The sequence below is a fragment of the uncultured Abiotrophia sp. genome, from assembly GCF_938010525.1.
Classification (GTDB): Bacteria; Bacillota; Bacilli; order Lactobacillales; family Aerococcaceae; genus Abiotrophia.
This window is the reverse complement of record NZ_CALLVK010000020.1, coordinates 114,778-133,897: the sequence shown is the minus strand read 5'-3', so window position 1 is coordinate 133,897 and position 19,120 is coordinate 114,778. Positions and strand designations below refer to the sequence as shown.

The following is a 19,120-nucleotide window of genomic DNA, read 5'->3' as shown; positions in this document are numbered from 1 at the left end:
TTATTTTACTTCAATTTTACGGTGCACCAAGGCAATCAGGATTAAGAAGCAGATTCCATAGGCAATCAGTGCTAGAATGGAATCCCATGCCCAGACGCGGTTACTATACCAGTTTTGGATGATTTGCATTAAGTGGTAGCTAGGAATCCATTTGGCTAGGTTTTGCATCCATTGAGGGAAAAACATTAAAGGCATCCAGAGGCCACCTAAGAGTGACATGGCCATAAAGGCGATGTTCCCAACCATGGAGATGGTTTCTTCACTTGGTAAGTAGGAAATGAGAGCCCCAATAAAGGAGAAGGGAATCATCCCGACCAAGAGAATAAGAATGACCATGAAATAGTCACCAACCGGCAGGGTAATTTGACGAACTAAGCCACCAAAGCTGAAGACCACGCCGATGGCGAGGGAATAGAGAAAGGCAAAGCGTAAGGCTTTTACTAAGTAATATTGTACCACAGACACCGGTGAATGGTGAAGAAAACGCCGCCAATTGGTGTGCTTGTCTGCAGTTAAATTATAGGGTAGGGCGAAAACGTTGAAGCTTAGAAGAGAAGAAGCCGTCATGGAAATCATCATGAAGACTCTGTAGCTATAAGGCATCTCCGCTTGATAGATACCAGAGAAGAGAAGGTAGAAAGCTAAGGGCATGCCGATGGCCATGACTAAACTTTGCCAATTGCGTAATGTAAAGTAGGTCTCTACCTTGATGAGGGCGCGTAAGTTTTTCATTTTATTTTACCTCGCTTTCTTGGTCGTCTCGGGTGGTTTCGAAAATACTATTGAGTAAGGTGCGGCGCGCGACTTCTAATTCACTGAAGTCACAACCCGCTTGGCTAAGGGCAGCCCATACTTCAGCACCATTCTTAGTATGGAAGGTCAGACTATCACTACTTTCGGTTAGGTCCATAATGTCTTGGCGTTTGGACAAGACTTCTTGGAAGCGGACTGGGACGGTAAAGAATTGGGTTAATTCTTCTGACCGCATACGGTGAGGGGTCGTGTCACGAATAAGCTTGCCTTGGTGGAGAACCAGAATCCGTTCGGCTGTATGTTCGACTTCTTCAATGTAGTGAGAAGAGTAGAGAATGGTAGTCCCGGTTTCTTTGATTCGACGGATAATTTCCCAGAACTGTTGGCGGGTCGAAGTATCCATGGCAGCTGTCGGTTCGTCTAGTATGAGAACGGAAGGACGGCCAATCAAGGTCAAAGCAAAGCCCAGAAGACGACGCTGACCGCCGGATAAGGATTGGGTCATCTGATTGTATTGACTAGGACTGAAACACAAAATGTCTTGAATTTCTTCCTGGGTCAAGGGGTAGTCATAGATGGATTGGAAGAAGCTGATTAATTCTTTTACCTTGAGGTTCTTAGGGAGCTCGTTAGTCTGAGGAAGGAGGCCGATAGTGCTTTTGAGTTTGCGGTTTCCTACGGCCATACCCTTAATAGTGATGGTCCCTTGGCTGAGGATTTTGTCATGAAGTAAGAGTTCAATCAAAGTGGTCTTGCCGGCCCCGTTAGGACCAATGAGGGCGATGCATTCACCGGCCTCAATTGAGAAGTTGATATCTTGTAAGATGGGGCGACCTTTGATGGTCTTGCCGACACCTTTTACATTAATGAGACTCATAATAGTTCCCTCCTTGCTGTTGATAGTTTTATTATAGGCCAAGCAATCGGAGGCTAGTAGTAGCTCCTGTCATGACATGATGTGACATTTGTCATGACTTGAGGGATAAGGCTTAAAGGCAAGATTTCTTAAGTTTTCCCAAAGGGCTTAGCCTAAAAGATGCCAAGGGTCCTTAAACTTGATATAATAAGGTATAACTTGAAAATAATGGAGGGATATCCATGAGATATTTATTTGACCCAACTTACTTCTTAATCATTATCGGGATGGCTTTTGCTGGTTATGCCCAATGGAAAGTAAAATCCACCTTCAGTAAATACAGTGAATGGGAAACTAGCAAGGGCACGACTGGTCGCCAAGTGGCGCAAGCTATTCTGCAACAAACTCTAATTAACAATGTTCAAGTCGAACATGTTTCAGGTGATTTGACTGACCACTATGACTCCCGCCACAAGGTCTTGCGTCTGTCTGATGCGACCGATATGGAGACTTCGGTTGCAGCGGTTGCGGTTGCTGCCCACGAATGTGGCCACGCAGTTCAAGACGCTGAGAACTACTTCCCGCTCCGTTTGCGTAATGCCTTAGTGCCTGTGACCCAAATTGGTTCAGCAGCGGCCATGCCAGTTATTATTGCCGGCTTTATCTTCCAATTGATGGGCTTGGTCCAATTCGGGATTATTCTCTTCTCCCTGGTCCTAGTCTTCCAAGTGGTGACCCTGCCAGTGGAATTCGATGCGAGTGCGCGGGCACTTAAAATTTTGGAACAAAACCAACTTTTGGCCCCAGAAGAAATGCCAGCTGCCCGCAAGGTGCTTAATGCAGCAGCCTTAACCTATGTGGCGGCAGCCAGTGCTACGGCCTTACAATTGCTCCGTTTGATTATTCTATCTAGTCGCAACAACGACTAATGTCAGTCCAGGAGGTGGCCTATGCGCCAACTAAATCAACTTTTCAAGCGTCGGGTCAACACCCAGCTGGTGGATGAGTTACTCAATAAAACCCAGACTGAAGTTGACAAGATGCAGCCCCTCAATGTCCTAGTAGCAGGTAAAACTGGGAGTGGTAAATCCACGCTCATTAATGCCCTTTTCCGGGAAAATTTGGCAAGCACAGGGGCCGGGCTACCCATTACTCAACAACTCGTGCGCATTACTAAGGAAGGCGTGCCTCTGACCCTCTATGATACCAAGGGGCTGGAGTTGACAGCTGAATCCCAGCGGGAGGTCTTAGCTAGTTTGTCGGATCTCCTGATTGAGAAGCGTCAAGGCGACCCGCGCGATAAAATTCACGTGGTCTACTACTGCTTGAATTCGACCATGGCTAGAATTGAAGCCATGGAAATAGAAATCATCAAGACCTTGGCCCAGTATGTGCCGGTTATTCTGGTCTTGACCCAACAATTGGATCCAGGTAACCAGGAATTTCTTAATCACTTACAGGCAATGGCCCTGCCAGTTAAGGGAATTGTGCCCATTCTGGCCAAGGCTTATAGCCTACCTAAACAGGCTCTGATTCCGCCTCATGGATTGAATGAGCTCTTGGAATTGAGTCTAAGTTTAGTGCCGGAGTCAGTTCACCGGGCTTTTATCAACGCCCAACAGGTCGATTTGGCAAGAAAGGTCAAAGAGGCTAGACGTTGGGCGCAAACCTATGTGACGACTGCCTTTGGGGTAGGCTTTATGCCAATTCCAGTAGCGGACGCAACGCTCCTAGTTCCCATGCAGATTACCATGTTGGCCCATCTATCGGCCATCTTCGGGGTGTCGCTAGAGAAATCCCAGTTAATTAGCCTAGTCATGGGCTTAGGTGGGACCGGTGGCACGACTTTGATAGGTAAACTCGTGGTATCATCTGTCTTCAAGATCCTGCCTGGTTTGGGGACAGTAACGGGTGGCGCGGTGACGGGAGCCATTGCCTCTGGTTTGACTTTGAGTCTGGCTTACAGTTATATCGAGGTCCTCAAGCAAATTGCCACGGCAGAACGCCAAGGACGCGATATGCGCCTGAGAGAAATCCAGAAAATTATGAACCGGTCTTTTGAACAGCATGTGGCGGTTGTCAACCAGGTCTTGCCTGATAACCTCAAGCAGGGCACCTTAGTTAACTGGTTGCAGAGCTTCTTCGAAAAGTTTTAGAGGACACAAAGACCCGAGACACTTGTCTCGGGTCTTTTGCATATGTCTTAATCTTTGTCGGCTACTTGTTTGACGGGGACATTGAGGGTTTCCTCGCCTAGTTCTAGCCAGCCTATTTGGCCATTGAAACGGTCGCGTAGTTGGGCTTCTAGGGTCGCAGCTTGGTCTTGATAGATAGCCAAAGTATAGGTGACTTGGCCGGCATACTCGGTGTCCATAACCGTGACATCCAAGTCACTATGGTCCAGAAAATACTGGAAGGAATCGACTTGGTTATAGCCCAGCTCTAAAGCAATGAGCAACTGGTTGACGTTAGCGACAATAGTAGCCTGATTCAAGGCTTCACTGACTGCACTGGAATAGGCACGAATGAGGCCCCCAGCCCCTAGCTTAATCCCGCCAAAATAGCGGACTACCACGGCGGCTAGGTTAGTTAACTGACGTTGCTTGAGAACCTCTAGCATAGGAACGCCGGCCGTACCTGCAGGTTCACCATCATCACTCATTTTCTGGGTCAGGGAATCAGGGCCGATAATATAGGCGCTACAATGATGCGCAGCCTTGTAATGTTCCTTGCGCAAGGCAGCAAGGATTGGTGGGAAATCGGCTGGATCCTGGAGCGGATTGAGGTAGCAGAGGAAGCGGGACTTCTTTATTTCGATTTCGTGGACACTGGCTTGATCAATGGTCAGATAGTTCATTGGGGCGCCTCCTTTCCACATTATTCTACCACATAGCAAGACATTTGGCGCGATATTTGATATAATCCCTCTGGAGCGTATTTTTGAATTAAGGAGGAATGTTGATGAAAGCAGCTGTGATTGTTGACTCTACTGCCTACTTATCAGAGGCCTTAGCCCAACATCCAGACGTCTATCAAGTTGCCTTGTCGGTTAATTTCAGTAATGGCTCAGTCATGAAGGATACATCGGACCCGCAATTATTAAATGAATTTTACACCCGCCTCAAGTCTGAAAGCCAATTGCCGACAACTTCTCAACCCCAACCAGGGGATTACTTGGCCCTCTTGGACCAATTAGTGGCTACCGGCTATGATACGGTTTATGCTATTCACCTCTCCAGTGAAATCAGCGGAACCTATCAAACTGCCCGTATGCTCTTGAGCGAGTATGAGGATAAATTGCACGCTTATGCGGTAGACTCTGGCTCATCCTGCATGGTCATGGAAATCTTAGTCAAGGAAACCTTAGGCTGGATTGACCAAGGTTTGTCAGCAGAGGAAGTGGGGCGTCGCCTAGAATGGTCGGCTCGTCATTCGGATGTCTATCTCATGGTAGGAGATCTCAATAACTTGGTTAAGGGTGGCCGCCTGTCGGCTTCCAGTGCCATCTTGGGTAATATCTTACAGATTCGTCCCCTGCTTCATTTTGAAGAAGGTAAGATTGCCGTTTCTGAGAAAATCCGCACGACCAAGAAGGTTTACCGTCGCATGGTGGAGCTAGTGGCAGAATGGAAAACACGCTACCCTCAGGGCGTGCATGTCGGCATTGGCCAAGCGGGTGCACCAGAAGATTTGAAGGTATTAGATGAGATGATGAAGGAAGCCTATCCTGGTATGCCCCTTAGCTATACCAATATTGGTCCCGTAATCGGTACCCATACGGGTGATGGCACCAAGGGCTTAGGGATTGTGCCTAAGTTGCCGGCAGATTTCTAAATCTATTACTTAAATAAAAAGTCGCCAAAGTTTAGCTTATGGCGACTTTTTTGTTTAGTTGAAGTTCTAGTAATTCCGGACATAAATGCTATCTACCAAATGGTTGGAGGCCTTATGTAAAATCAGATCTGCACGCTCACGTGTAGGGGCGATATTTTGAATTAAGTTAACTAGGTTGATGGTCTGCCAAGCCTCGTTAGCATACTGCCGGGCTTGTTCGCGTGGTTTTTGGGACAGCTCGAAGTAGTAGTTATGAGGATCTTGTTTGGCCAAGTCCAGCAAGAGCTCGAAACGTTCCATGTACCAACGTTGAATATGGACAGGATTAGCGTCGATATAGATGGAGACATCGAAGAAATCACTGACATAGAGTTTCTGGTTCTGTGGCAGTTGCAAGACATTAATCCCTTCCACAATCAGAATGTCGGGATCTTCCATGACGGCGTCTTGCCCAACTAAGACATCATAGACCTGGTGGGAATAAACAGGGTAGCTAACTGGCCCTTTACACGTCTTGATACGCTGCATGAAGTCTAGGAGGCGAGGCATATCATAGGAATCTGGGAAACCCTTGCGGCCTAGGATGCCACGCCGAATTAATTCAGCGTTAGGATAGAGAAAGCCGTCAGTTGTCATCAGGGCGACTTTACGCTCTTGATAGGTCCGGCTCAGTAGCTCATGCAAGACCCGGGCCGTCGTACTCTTGCCGACCGCCACACTCCCTGAAATCCCAATGACAAAAGGCTGGTGGGATTGGAGCGAGGGATGGTTTTGGCCCTGCAGAAATTGATATTTGGCGGACTGATAGGCTTGTTGATAGGTCATCATCATATCCAAATAATGAATCATAGGGGCATAGATGGTGGCCACGTCTGCCTGAGACAGGCGGTCATTAAGTGAGACTAGTCGAGCCAATTCATGGACCTGGGGTATGGGTTGGCCCTCTTGGTGGAGCTTTTGCCACTCTTGGGGCGCGTAGCGCGTGAACATTTCCAATGACATGAGATACCTCCTGACGGGGATGCTTAGGCTTATTTTACCACAGAATCTAAGAAAGTTTAAGATTGCTTAAAACTTTCCCTAAAAATCCCACTTTTTCCTGGGATGCGCTACAATAGAACATGACGAATTGACTCGTAAAGGGGACCTTTTTGTGCCTAAAAAGATGCTAGAAAATCAACATAAAGAATTAAATATAAAAAGCCAAGTAGCGGAGAGCCCAGTAGGTATGGGGACCGCCCACGGTAAAGTCATCCTTATGGGGGAGCATGCCGTTGTCTACGATTACCCTGCTATTGCCCTGCCAGTACCAGCTGTGGCCATCCGTGTCCGGGTAACACCCACCCAACACCAGGCAGACTATTTGTCCTGCCGCTACTACAAGGGGCCTTTGGCAGATGCACCACAAGAACTACAAAATGTTCAGGCTGCTATCAGTTTGGCTCAGGAGCACTGTTCGCCTAAAAATTGGGCCTCGGCCATCCATATCCGTATTGATAGCGACATACCTCAGGAAAGAGGCATGGGGTCGTCAGCCGCTGTGGCGGTTGCCTTGGTTCGGGCTTTGGCCGATTACTATGGGGTCAGTCTGACTCAGGAAGTGCTGCACTACATGGTCAACAAGGCTGAAGTCTTGGCTCATGGTGCGCCAAGTGGACTGGATACCTTGATGACCTCGACCACACAGCCGGCCCTCTATCGCAAGGGCCTAACGCCACAAGCCTTCCAAATGAATTTAGGAGGCTATCTGGTGATTGCCGATAGCGGCCAGGCAGGCCAAACCAAGCTTGCTGTCGCTCAAGTAGCTCAGCTAGCGCAAGACCGACCTGACCAGGTCATGAAGACCATGGCAGCCATTGGGGAATGCACCATTCAAGCCCAACAGGCAATCCGCCAAGGAGATTTGGTGGCCTTGGGTCGTCTAATGACTTACAACCACTATTATCTCAACCAGCTCAAGGTTTCGACCCCTGAGCTAGATCATATTGTCAAATCCGCCTGGTTAGCTGGCGCTTTAGGTGCTAAGTTAACGGGTGGGGGCTTGGGCGGCTGTGTCATTGCCCTAGCCAGCCAGGCCCAGCAGGCCGAGGCCATCAGCCAGGCCATGCGTCAGGCAGGTGCTGGCCGTACTTGGACCATGGCCATTTAAAAGGAGGAGGAGCCCTATGATTCAGCCAAATCCACCAAAAGGGAGCGCTACCTATCGCGCTCATACCAATATCGCCCTGATTAAGTATTGGGGCAAACGTGACCAAGCCCTCTTCCTGCCGGTGACAAGTTCGCTGTCACTGACCTTAGATGCTTTCTACACCGATACTCAAGTGACTTTTGATGCCCAGCTAGCCCATGACCGTTTTATTCTCGATGGCCAGGAGCAAGAGGCTAGCCAAGTAGTCAAAGTCTCAGCCTTCCTAGACCGTTTTCGGGCGCTTGCCCAGACCGATTGCCGGGCCCTGGTGACCAGCACCAATCATGTGCCGACGGCAGCTGGCTTGGCTTCATCGGCCTCTGCCTACGCAGCCTTGGCCTGTGCGACCAATGCCGCCTTAGGTTTGGACTTATCTCAACGTCAACTATCCATTTTAGCCCGTCAAGGTTCAGGTTCTGCTAGCCGTAGTCTCTTTGGTGGCTTCGTTATTTGGCATGCGGGTCAGGGAGAGGACAGCAACTCTTCTTATGCTGAGCCTTTTGAGGCAGCTGACTGGGATTTGGCTATGCTAGTTGTTATGGTCAACAAAGGAACCAAGAAGATCTCTAGCCGCCAAGGCATGGCCCTGACCATGGAGACATCGCCTTTTTATGCCTTGTGGCCTGATGAAGTGGCCAAGGATTTGGCTGCTATTCAACCTGCCATTCTAGCCCATGACTTAGACCGTGTAGGCCAAATAGCTGAACACAATGCTATGAAGATGCATGCGACCATGATTGCGGCCAATCCAAGCTTTAGCTATTGGGAGGCGGATTCGCTTAAGGCCATGGACTTGGTACGACAACTACGGCAAGAAGGATTCACCGCCTATTTCACCATGGACGCGGGCCCTAATGTCAAGGTTCTCTGTCCAGCAAGTCAAGCAGAGGCTATTCGCAATCGTTTTATGACCGAATTTGACTCCAAGCAATTGGCGGTGGCCTATCCTGGTCCCGCACCTTACCCTATTAATGACTAAGAAGGAGGCAACCCATGGAAGCAATGGACCAGCTTTTAGAGCTTTTTAATCTGGCGCCTGAATTGAATTTTGGGACTAATCAGGGCTGGGCACCCGGCAAACTCTTTCTGGCAGGCGAGTATGCTGTCTTGGCCCCAGACCAACCGGCCCTGCTCTTCGCAGTTAGCCAGTATTTGCATTGCCAAGTGGGCATCAGCCCCTGGCCAGGACGAGGTCTGCTCCAGTCTAATCTGCCAGGCTTAGAAGACTGGCACTATGAACGGGCAAATCTCTATGAGGTTGATTCGGCTCAGTGGCGCTATGTTCTAGCCGCTATGCAAGTAGTGGAAGACTTAGTAGAGGAAGTGGGGCGCCCTTTACAAGACTATTGCCTAAGTATCGACAGTCAGCTACTAGCAGACAATGGTCGTAAATATGGCTTTGGCTCTAGTGGGGCAGTGACGGTGTCAGTTATTCAAGCTTTGTTAGCTTTCTATGGCTTGGTAGCTAAGTCGCCACTCATGCACTATAAATTGGCTGCTATGGCTATGATGCGCCTAGGTTCTAAGGGGAGTCTGGCTGATTTAGCGGTCAATGCCTATGGCGGCTGGCTCTACTATGTGGCCCCAGACCGGGTTTGGCTACAAGAAGCCCTAGCAAACTATTCTATCTTATCCCTACTGAGTCAAGACTGGCCTAGTCTGGTCATCCAGCCTATGTATGCGCCAGCGGATTTAGAGGTCTTAGTAGGCTGGACTGGCGTGCCAGCTTCTACCGACAACTTAATTGACCAGTGGCAGGACCGGTCTGGTGCCGCCTATCAGACCTTTCTCAGCTCGGCCAAGGAGACAGTCCAGGCCATCAAGGCAGCTTTTGAGACTGGCGACAACTTAGTCATTCAATCGCGTCTGGCTGACTATCGACATTTACTACTACAAATTGAAAAAAACAATACCCTCTCTATTGAGACACCAGCCTTACGAGAGCTGGTGACGATTGCTCAAGCCTATCAATTCGAGGCCAAATCCTCGGGGGCTGGAGGGGGAGACTGCGGGATTGCGGTCGGACAAGGCCAAGGACTCAAGAAAGAGTTGGCGGCAGCTTGGCAGGCAGCCGGCATCACCTTAGTCGAACTAGAGATAGGGGCGCCTCAAAGGCCCTCTGAGGAGGCAGGAAATTAATGCAAGAAGAAAACTTAGTGGCTCATCGTAAGGCCGATCATCTTCACTTAGCCTTGGCCCAACAGGCTGGGGTTCAAACTGCTAGTTGCTTCGATCAACTACGCTTTGTCCACCATCCCTTGGCGCTCCTGTCTCAAGATGAGATTGACCTGACTACTCAATGGGCAGGGCACGTACACGCCTTTCCTTTTTACATCAATGCCATGACGGGTGGTTCCAAGTTAACCGGCCAATACAATGAGCAACTGGCTATCGTGGCGCGGGAGACGGGGCTAGCACTAGCGGCTGGTTCGGCTAGTGCCATGGTCAAGGATCCGACAGTGGCGACTAGCTATCAAGTTATGCGCCAGGTCAATCCAGATGGGTTTATCCTAGCTAATCTGGGGGCCCATCACAGCCTAGAGTCGGCTCAGCGAGTCTTGGAGGCCATGGGTGCCAATGCCTTGCAAATCCACCTCAACCGGCCCCAAGAAGTGGTCATGCCTGAGGGGGACCGCGACTTCAGCCAATGGTTAAAGCAAATTGAGCGCTTAGTGAATGGCCTGGATTGCCCGGTTATCATTAAGGAAGTAGGATTCGGTATGAGTCAACAAACCTTAAGATGCTTGGCTGAAGTCGGCGTGAAGACGGTGGATGTCAGCGGTCGGGGTGGAACTAATTTCATCCAGATTGAAGACCAACGACACGAGACACCTCAATTCCAAGCCCTCTATCAATATGGCCAGACGACGGCAGAGTCGCTCTTGGAAGCACGAGTAGCACCTGTCGAGTTGGAGATTTTGGCTAGTGGCGGTATTCATCAACCCGTTGATATTATCAAATCCCTTGCCATGGGAGCTAGAGCTGTAGGCCTAGCCGGTTACTTCCTACACTATCTGGAAAATAAGGGTCTTGAAGCGACCATTGAAGGGGTCAGAGCTTGGCAGGAGCAATTGCGCCAACTCTATTTGCTTCTAGGTGCGCGTGACTGGCAAGAACTTCAGGCCACTGACCTGATTCTGACAGGAGACTTGCGTAACTGGGCCCAAGACCGGGGCTTGCCTTTCCAAGACTTAGCACGTAGACATCATTAATATTCAAGAGGCTGATTAATCAGCCTCTTTTTTGTGCCCGAGGCCTGTATAGACAGGGAAATTTAAGAAATTATGGGGATTGCTAGACAACAAGCTTTACCGACATAAGGAACGTAATTAAAAGACAAATATCGCAAGAAATCTAAATGATTCAGCAAGAATTTATAATTCATTTTGTAAGGGGATACAATATAATAGAGGGGTAAGAAACTATTATATTTTATAAGGAGGATTATCATGCGAAATTCGATTCAAAACTTGTTTGATAAGAAGTGTCGTTTTTCCATTCGTAAGCTCAGTGTTGGGACTTGCTCCGTCATTATTGGGGCCTTTCTCTTAGGCCAAAGTCCAAGCGTATCGGCCCAAGAAGCTGTCTCCGACACCCCAGCCACCAGTGAGGTAGAGCCTGTTCCGGCGGGAGCCGTTGATGTGGTTGAGCCAGCTGCAAGTGCGGAAGCTACCCCTACAGCAACAGCCACTCCTGCAGCGGCAGAGACTCCATCAGAAGCGGCTAGCCCAGCGACAGAGACCCCAAGTCCTGCTGCCACTGAGGAGACCAGCCCTAATCCGAGTCCTGCGGCGACTGAAGACAAAGCAGTAGCACCAGACTGGACTGCGACCGGCAGCCGTAAGGGGACCGTCGAAGTCGTGGAAGAAGGTGGTGTACGTTATAATAAACTGGCTTCTACTGCTCAGAATGATAACGGCCAGAACCCTGCCCTCTTTGAGAAAAAGGGACTGGAAGTGGATCAGGATGGCAATGCCAGTGTCAACTTGACCTTCAAGGACCTATCAACAGAAAAACAATCCCGCTTCGGGGTTTTCCTCAAGTATAAGGACCCTGCCAACCATATCTTCGTTGGTTACGACCGCGATGGTTGGTTCTGGGAATATAAATCGCCTAAGGCTAGCACCTGGTATCAAAAAGGCCGGGTAGCAGCCCCTAAAGCAGGAGAGGTCAACAATCTCTCCATCACATACAAGAAGGATGGCCAGCTCAATGCCACTAACAATGGTAAGAGCCTCTTTGATACCTTACTAGTGCCAGAAGAAGTGAAGACGGCCTTAGAAGGACAAAATAAGATTTATCTTAAGGCAGCAACCTGGGGCAATGAACGGACTAGTGTGGCTGTGCAGGCAGACGACCAGTCTAACCTCAAGCCAAGTCAACCAGATAATGGAGCAGTAGATCCAGGCCTAGCAGCCAACGACCAAGATGTCGTCTACGACCACATTCGCTCAGACGTCTTAGATGCTGAAATTGATACCCTCTTCCCACGCATCAAGCACTATCAATTCGGCGGCTATACCATGACCGGGCAAGTGCAAAAACTAGATAAGCTCAGCATTAACGGGACTGATGTTAAGCCCCAAGTGACTTACCGCAAGGTGGACCAAGCGACTGCTGAGTACACGCTGACAGTTAAGAATCCTGAAGCCTTTATTGATGCGGTTATTACCGTCCAACTCAAGGTAGTAGGCAATGAACTGCACTTTGATGTGACCAAGGTGGAAAACAAGAACTTGGTGACCATGGGCAAGGAAATCGACAATCCTCGTAAATTGATTTCGACGATTGAATTCCCAGGGAACACCCTAGTTTCTGTTGGCTCTAATCAAACTGGAGCTAAGTTCGATGGTTCTTGGATGTCCAATAATACCCACCGGGCAGGTGATAGCCATGTGGACCTAGTGCCAGGTAAGATGGATGACTTCGCCTATGGCTTTATGTATGGCTTTGTCTCTTCTGACAAAGTCGCAGCCGGGGTTTGGAGCAACTCTCAATTTAGCTACGGCGGTGGTTCTGAAGACTTCACGCGTCTGACCGCCTTCAAGCAACGCGTAGCAGGCGTTAACTATATCGGGATTCAAAGCTCGCCTTACTACTATCAACGGGCCTATGGCAAACTGGTTTATCCTGAATATACCCTCGAATTGCCAAGTAGCAAGGTGGTCTTTGCCCAAGACCTTAATAAGGACAAACAAGTAGACTGGCAGGATGGGGCCATCGCCTTCCGCAAGATTATGAATAATCCTAAGGGCTCTGAAAGTGTGCCGGATTTGGTAGCTTACCGGATTGCCATGAACTTCGGTTCTCATGCGCAAAACCCATTCCTCATGACCCTAGACGGGATTAAGAAAGTCAATCTGCATACGGATGGCCTAGGTCAATCTGTCTTGCTTAAGGGTTACGGCAGTGAAGGGCACGACTCTGGCCACCTCAACTATGCTGATATTGGGCGTCGTATTGGGGGCGTCAAAGACTTTAAGACCCTGATTGAAAAATCCAAGCAATACGGGGCTAAACTAGGGATTCACGTCAATGCTTCTGAAACCTATCCAGAATCTAAGTACTTCAGCGAAGCGATTCTGCGCAAACGCGAAGACGGCACCTATAGCTATGGTTGGAACTGGCTAGACCAAGGGATTAACATTGATGCGGCTTACGACTTAGCTCATAACCGTCTCAAACGGTGGAAAGACCTCAAAGAAACCTTGGGTGAGGGCCTCGACTTTATTTACCTAGACGTATGGGGCAACGGCCAGTCCGGGGACAACGGCGCTTGGGCTACCCACGTGATTGCTAAGGAAATCAATAGCCAAGGTTGGCGCTTCACCATTGAGTGGGGCCACGGGGGTGAATATGATTCAACCTTCCAACACTGGGCAGCTGACCTAACCTATGGTGGTTATACCAACAAGGGGATTAACTCCAATATTGCTCGTTTCATCCGCAACCACCAGAAAGATGCCTGGGTAGGGGATTATCCACGTTATGGCGGGGCAGCCAACTATCCACTCCTGGGTGGTTACGACATGAAGGACTTCGAGGGTTGGCAAGGCCGGAGCGACTATGAAGGTTATATTACCAACCTCTTCGAACACGATGTCATGACCAAATTCTTCCAACACTACAAGGTAACCAAGTGGGTCAACGGCCACCCTGTCCAAATGACCGATAATGGCCAAACCTATAATTGGACTCCAGAAATGGAAGTGCATTTGGCTAATGAAGCCGGCGACCAAATTGTCATCAAGCGTCTATCGAACGATCCAAATGATGCGGGCTACCGTCAACGTACGGTCACCCTTAACGGTCGCGTGATTGAAAATGCCGGTGCCTACCTAACCCCATGGAACTGGGATGCTAACGGTAAGGCCTTGACTGGCGACAAAGAGAAGATGTACTTCTTCTCCAAGACAGCTGGGCAAACCACCTGGACCCTGCCAGAAGCTTGGCGCGGTGATAAGGTCTATCTCTACAAGTTGACTGACCAAGGTAAACAGGAACAAGTAGAACTAGCTGTCGATAGCCAAGGTCGCATTACCATTGATGCGCTCGCTAATCAACCTTATGTGCTCTACAAAGTAGCCCAAGGTAAACGGACCATGACCTGGAGCGAAGGCCTCCACCTCTATGACCAAGGTTTCAACAGTGGCACCCTAGATCACTGGACCAAGACAGGGGATAGTCAACACGCGCAAATCGTTAAGTCTCAAGGGGCTAATGAAATGCTGCGGATTGAAGGCAACAAGGAACGGGTGACCCTAACGCAGAAACTCACCGACCTGAAGCCTAACACCCGCTATGCTGTCTATGTTGGGGTGGATAACCGTAGTAATGCCAAGGCAGATATCACCATTAAATCCGGTAATCAGACCATCAGCAACTATACCTATAAATCTATTGCTAAGAACTACGTCCAAGCACATGCCCATAACACCTCAGCTAAGAATGCGACGGTGGACAATAGCAGTTACTTCCAAAATATGTATGTCTTCTTTACAACAGGATTCGATGTCAGCAATGTGACTCTGACCTTAGGGCGCGATGCTGATCAGGATGCTACCTACTTCGATGAAATTCGAATTTTCGAGAATCAGTCCAATATGTATAGCGGTGGTCATGATACGACTCCGGGCACCTTCAAACAAGATTTTGAAGAAGTACCACAGGGAATCTTCCCATTTGTTGTGGGGAACGTAGAGGGTGTTTCTGATAACCGTACTCACTTGTCAGAACGCCATGACCCTTATACCCAACGGGGCTGGAACGGCAAGAAAATTAACGATGTTATTGAGGGTAACTGGTCCCTCAAGACTAATGGGTTAACCGGACGGGATCGACTTGTCTATCAAACTATTCCACAAAACTTCCGCTTCGAAGCTGGCAAGACCTATCGTGTCACCTTCGACTATGAAGCGGGGTCTCATGATGCCTATGCTTTTGTTGAAGGGGATGGCGAATATACACGTCGCAGCAAGCTTAAGATGCATGCTTTGCGTAATACCTGGGAAGGATCCGATAAGCCAGGTAAGGCTAGCTTTATTGTACAAGCATCGGATTCTGGCAATACTTGGATAGGGATCTACTCTACCAACAAAGCTTCCGATAATAAGGGTGAGACCGGTAGCGCCGTGGATTTTCGCGGTTATAAGGACTTCATGATGGATAATCTTCAGATTGAAGAAGTTAACTTAACCGGTAAGTTAATTGTGGACGAAGCCTACAAGGAAAATACGCCAGTGGTCAATGGCAACTACACTCCTGCTAGCCTAGAAGCCTACAAGAATGCCATTTTAGCGTTGACCGAAGCAGAAGATGACATTAGTGTTGAAGATGCAAACAAACTGGTAGCTGCCGTGCAAGCTGCTAAGGAAGCTCTACAAGTCAAACGGACTAGCCCAGGATGGGATGATATCGAATCAGTGGAAGCACCAGCCCACGAAGGGGAAGAGTTCTGGTATGCCTTTGACGGGGATACGGGGACATTATGGCATACACCATGGGATCGACGTGCTATCGGCGAGTCTGGGACGGTAACCTTTAAGCAACCACTGGAAGTGACTCGATTTGAGTATGTCCCACGTCAAGATGGCGCTAACGGTCGCCTCAAAAAAGGGAACCTAGTCTTGGTAGACGAGACGGGTAAGGAACATCGTTTTGAATTTGATGGTTGGGCAAATGATGCCGCAACCAAGGTTATTCCGTTCGATAAACCAATCAAGATTAAGAAAGCTACCATTACTGGGACGGAGTCCTATGGGGATGGCGGAGCCTTCCAATCAGCGGCTGAATTGCGCTTTGTCTTGCCAGAAGTAGTGGATACGCCATTGGATATGACAGCTTATCAAGCGGAACTTGCACGCGTTAAAGGCATTGATAGTGAGGTGGCTCGTCAAGCAGCCACTGCTGTAGAAGCATATTATCAAGGCTTGAGCCAAGATAATCTGATAACTAAGGCGGCCTTGGATCGTCTGGTTGATTACCTCAAGCAAATCAAGGCACCTGAGCCAAGTCAGCCAGGCCAACCAAGTCAACCGGGTCAACCAGGTCAGCCAGGTCAGCCAAGCCAACCAAGCCAACCAAGTCAACCAAGTCAGCCAGGTCAGCCAAGTCAGCCAGGTCAGCCAAGTCAGCCAGGCCAACCAGGCCAGCCAGGCCAACCAGGTCAGCCAGGCCAACCAAGTCAACCAGATCAACCAGGCACTAAGTTGCCACTCTATGAAACCCAAGGGGTTAAGGTAACCCTTAATGTGGACAAGACCGAAGCGACCTTCGAGGATAATGACGGCGATACGCGCGTTTCGGTTAAGATTCCAACCAAACACTTGGATCCAAGCATCGTGGCAGTATCTGTTGTGCCGCTCAAAGAGAAGTTGGCAGCCCTAGGCGAAGACGAGCACCAAGCCTATGAAATCAGCTTCCTCAACAAAGACGGCAAGGAAGTCCCTGTCAAAGGTGATGCTAAGGTTATCTTCCCAGTGGACAAGGCCGTAACCAAGGCCTACTACTTGACCAGCGACACCAAAGAAATCGTCAATGAAGTGCCATTTGAGATGATGAATGATGGACGCGTGGCTTTGACGGTTAACCACTTCTCGCTCTATGCAGTAAGTTTCGGTAAGCGTCAGGTAACGCCAAGTCAACCATCTACTTCTAGCCAGCCAACTACCCCAAGTCAACCAGCCAATCCAAGTCAACAAGCTGGCGGACCATTGGTGGCTCAGGCTGCTCAATTAACGCCAAGTGAGGGTAAGGGACAATTGCCAGCTACTGGTGAAAGTGATCAAACATTACTCTTCAGCGCAGCTGCCCTATCCTTACTCGCCGGATTAGGCCTCGTCGCAACCAAACGCCCTGAAGATCAAGCCTAGTTTAGATATGAGAGGTTGAGACTTTTGTCTCAGCCTCTTTTCTATTTGGGGCAAGGAGGCCAGCAATAAAATTCTGAAAAAATTGCTTGCCATGCTTAGTCCAAGATGCTATAATAATCGAGTAGTGATTTTGCGGTCATGGCGGAATGGCAGACGCGCTGTCTTGAGGGGGCAGTGGGGGTATCCCCGTGGAAGTTCGAGTCTTCTTGGCCGCATCACCGAGGAGGGGTAACCCTCCTTTTTTTGTTATATATAGGGTTGGGGCAGACAGTCTAACTCTCATCGACATTTAATGACACCGGGACGGGGTTTTGGTACAATAGGCAATAACAAGATCAAGTAAAGGAGCAAAGCATGAAAACACAGGCATCGTTAGAGAAAATTATTGTGTTGGATTTTGGGAGTCAGTATAACCAGTTGATTACCCGTCGCATTCGGGAGTTTGGGGTCTTCAGTGAATTATTACCCAATGATACCAGTGCAGCCGACATTCAAGCCGAAGGCAATGTCAAGGGGATTATCTTCTCAGGGGGACCACATAGCGTCTATGCTGAGGGTGCCTTCACCATTGACCCCGCCATCTTCGAATTGGGGATTCCGATCTTAGGGATTTGCTATGGCATGCAGTTGACGACCCATCTTTTAGGCGGTAAAGTCGAATCTGCTAACAAGCGCGAATATGGTCGCTCCATGTTAGATGTTCACCAACGTGAAACAGGCCTCTTTGCTGGCTTAGATAGCCATGAGAAGGTTTGGATGAGCCATGGTGACCTAATCGTGCAAGTGCCTGAAGGCTTCAGCGTGACGGCCTCTAACGATCATTGCCCAGTGGCGGCCTTCGAGAACCCAGCCCGTCAAATCTACGGCGTCCAGTTCCACCCAGAAGTGCGTCACTCTGAGCACGGGAATGACTTGCTCCGCAACTTTGCCTTCAATATCTGTGGGGCCAAAGGCGACTGGTCAATGGAAGACTTCATCGAGATTGAAGTAGCCAAAATTCGTCAACAAGTCGGTGACCGCAAGGTCTTGCTTGGCTTGTCCGGTGGGGTAGACTCTAGCGTCGTAGGGGTGCTCCTACAGAAAGCCATCGGCGACCAATTAACCTGTATCTTCGTCGACCACGGCCTCTTGCGTAAAGGCGAGGGTGACCAAGTTATGGATAGCCTAGCTGGTAAATTCGGTCTTAACATCATCCGGGTTAATGCCAAGGACCGCTTCTTGTCCAAGTTAGCCGGAGTGAGCGACCCTGAACAAAAACGTAAAATTATCGGAAACGAATTCGTCTATGTCTTCGATGACGAAGCAGCCAAGTTAGAAGGGGTAGACTTCCTAGCCCAAGGGACCCTCTACACCGACATTATTGAGTCTGGGACCAAGACAGCTGAGACCATCAAGTCTCACCACAACGTGGGTGGTCTGCCAGAAGACATGCAGTTCGAGTTGATTGAGCCTCTCAACACCCTCTTCAAGGACGAAGTACGTGCCTTGGGGACAGCGCTGGGGATGCCAGACAGCTTGGTATGGCGCCAACCATTCCCAGGCCCAGGTCTCGGGATTCGGGTTATTGGCGAAATCACCGAAGAAAAACTCGAAATCGTCCGTGAATCAGATGCCATTCTGCGCGAAGAGATTGCCAACCATGGCCTAGAACGTGATGTATGGCAATACTTCACCGTGCTCCCAGGCTTCAAGTCTGTTGGGGTTATGGGGGATGGCCGGACCTACGACTATACCGTTGGGATTCGTGCCGTCACCTCTATCGACGGGATGACCAGCGACTTCGCCCGCCTACCGTGGGAAGTGTTGCAAGTCATCAGTGCTCGTATTGTTAACGAAGTAGCCCATGTTAACCGCGTGGTCTATGATATTACAAGTAAACCACCAGCGACCATTGAGTGGGAATAATATAGAAAGTAAAAATGAATGTTTTACACCGCTTCTATAGGGTTCCTAGAAGTTAGAATGGTATAAATTTATCTTTTTAGAAAAGGTACCCCGCCAATATCCCCGCCAAACTTGGCAAGTAGACTACAAAAAGCTCTCTTAGTGTGAATATGTACTAAGAGAGCTTTTTGTATTTAAATTATCTTCAAAATGTTCATCAAGTTTAGAAATTTT

The 19,120-nt window shown here is 49.1% G+C and carries 13 protein-coding genes and 1 tRNA gene; 10 read left to right on the top strand and 4 right to left on the bottom strand.

Annotated elements, in window-relative coordinates; all coding sequences use genetic code 11:
- Together Q0339_RS04455 and Q0339_RS04450 are read right to left on the bottom strand one after the other, a co-directional pair.
- The gene (locus tag Q0339_RS04455; RefSeq protein WP_298077610.1) at nt 1–732 is read right to left on the bottom strand and encodes an ABC transporter permease; all 732 of its coding nucleotides are present in this window, start codon (nt 730–732) and stop codon (nt 1–3) included.
- A gap of 1 nt (nt 733) precedes the next feature.
- Entirely contained in the window at nt 734–1,630 is an 897-nt protein-coding gene (locus tag Q0339_RS04450) for an ABC transporter ATP-binding protein (protein WP_298077609.1), read from the bottom strand.
- A gap of 221 nt (nt 1,631–1,851) precedes the next feature.
- On the opposite strand from Q0339_RS04450, the gene Q0339_RS04445 reads away from it, so the two are divergent.
- Both Q0339_RS04445 and Q0339_RS04440 read left to right on the top strand, forming a co-directional pair.
- Nucleotides 1,852–2,538, top strand: a complete 687-nt coding sequence (locus Q0339_RS04445; protein ID WP_298077608.1) for a zinc metallopeptidase — start codon at nt 1,852–1,854, stop codon at nt 2,536–2,538.
- A gap of 21 nt (nt 2,539–2,559) precedes the next feature.
- Nucleotides 2,560–3,765: a GTPase gene (locus tag Q0339_RS04440; protein ID WP_298077607.1), complete on the top strand. Its 1,206-nt coding sequence runs from the start codon at nt 2,560–2,562 to the stop codon at nt 3,763–3,765.
- Nucleotides 3,766–3,812: 47 nt separating this feature from the next.
- Here the strand turns inward: Q0339_RS04440 and Q0339_RS04435 are convergent, their stop codons facing one another.
- Nucleotides 3,813–4,466, bottom strand: a complete 654-nt coding sequence (locus Q0339_RS04435) for a YigZ family protein (RefSeq protein ID WP_298077605.1) — start codon at nt 4,464–4,466, stop codon at nt 3,813–3,815.
- Between the two features lie 104 nt (nt 4,467–4,570).
- On the opposite strand from Q0339_RS04435, the gene Q0339_RS04430 reads away from it, so the two are divergent.
- Nucleotides 4,571–5,443, top strand: coding sequence for a DegV family protein (locus Q0339_RS04430; RefSeq protein ID WP_298077604.1), 873 nt, complete (start codon nt 4,571–4,573; stop codon nt 5,441–5,443).
- Between the two features lie 66 nt (nt 5,444–5,509).
- Here Q0339_RS04430 and coaA read toward each other — a convergent pair whose 3' ends face one another.
- Complete coding sequence (gene coaA / locus Q0339_RS04425; protein ID WP_298077602.1) at nt 5,510–6,445, bottom strand: type I pantothenate kinase; 936 nt, start codon at nt 6,443–6,445, stop codon at nt 5,510–5,512.
- 163 nt (nt 6,446–6,608) lie between these two features.
- Here coaA and mvk point away from each other — a divergent pair, with 163 nt between their 5' ends.
- The 7 genes from mvk (at nt 6,609) to guaA (ending at nt 18,907) form a co-directional block, all read left to right on the top strand.
- Nucleotides 6,609–7,592: a mevalonate kinase gene (mvk, locus tag Q0339_RS04420; RefSeq protein ID WP_298077601.1), complete on the top strand. Its 984-nt coding sequence runs from the start codon at nt 6,609–6,611 to the stop codon at nt 7,590–7,592.
- Between the two features lie 16 nt (nt 7,593–7,608).
- Nucleotides 7,609–8,610 carry a diphosphomevalonate decarboxylase gene (mvaD, locus tag Q0339_RS04415; RefSeq protein ID WP_298077599.1) on the top strand — a complete coding sequence of 334 codons (1,002 nt, stop codon included), beginning with the start codon at nt 7,609–7,611 and terminating at the stop codon, nt 8,608–8,610.
- Between the two features lie 14 nt (nt 8,611–8,624).
- The gene (locus Q0339_RS04410; protein WP_298077597.1) at nt 8,625–9,770 is read left to right on the top strand and encodes a phosphomevalonate kinase; all 1,146 of its coding nucleotides are present in this window, start codon (nt 8,625–8,627) and stop codon (nt 9,768–9,770) included.
- Nucleotides 9,770–10,843, top strand: coding sequence for a type 2 isopentenyl-diphosphate Delta-isomerase (gene fni / locus Q0339_RS04405; protein ID WP_298077595.1), 1,074 nt, complete (start codon nt 9,770–9,772; stop codon nt 10,841–10,843). The genes Q0339_RS04410 and fni overlap by 1 nt, the downstream gene beginning before the upstream one ends.
- A gap of 237 nt (nt 10,844–11,080) precedes the next feature.
- The gene (locus Q0339_RS04400) at nt 11,081–17,002 is read left to right on the top strand and encodes an endo-alpha-N-acetylgalactosaminidase family protein (protein ID WP_298077594.1); all 5,922 of its coding nucleotides are present in this window, start codon (nt 11,081–11,083) and stop codon (nt 17,000–17,002) included.
- A 132-nt stretch (nt 17,003–17,134) separates the two neighbouring features.
- Nucleotides 17,135–17,217, top strand: a tRNA-Leu gene (locus tag Q0339_RS04395).
- A gap of 139 nt (nt 17,218–17,356) precedes the next feature.
- On the top strand, nt 17,357–18,907 hold the full coding sequence (gene guaA, locus Q0339_RS04390; RefSeq protein ID WP_298077593.1) for a glutamine-hydrolyzing GMP synthase: 1,551 nt from the start codon (nt 17,357–17,359) through the stop codon (nt 18,905–18,907).
- The last annotated feature ends 213 nt before the right edge of the window (nt 18,908–19,120 follow it).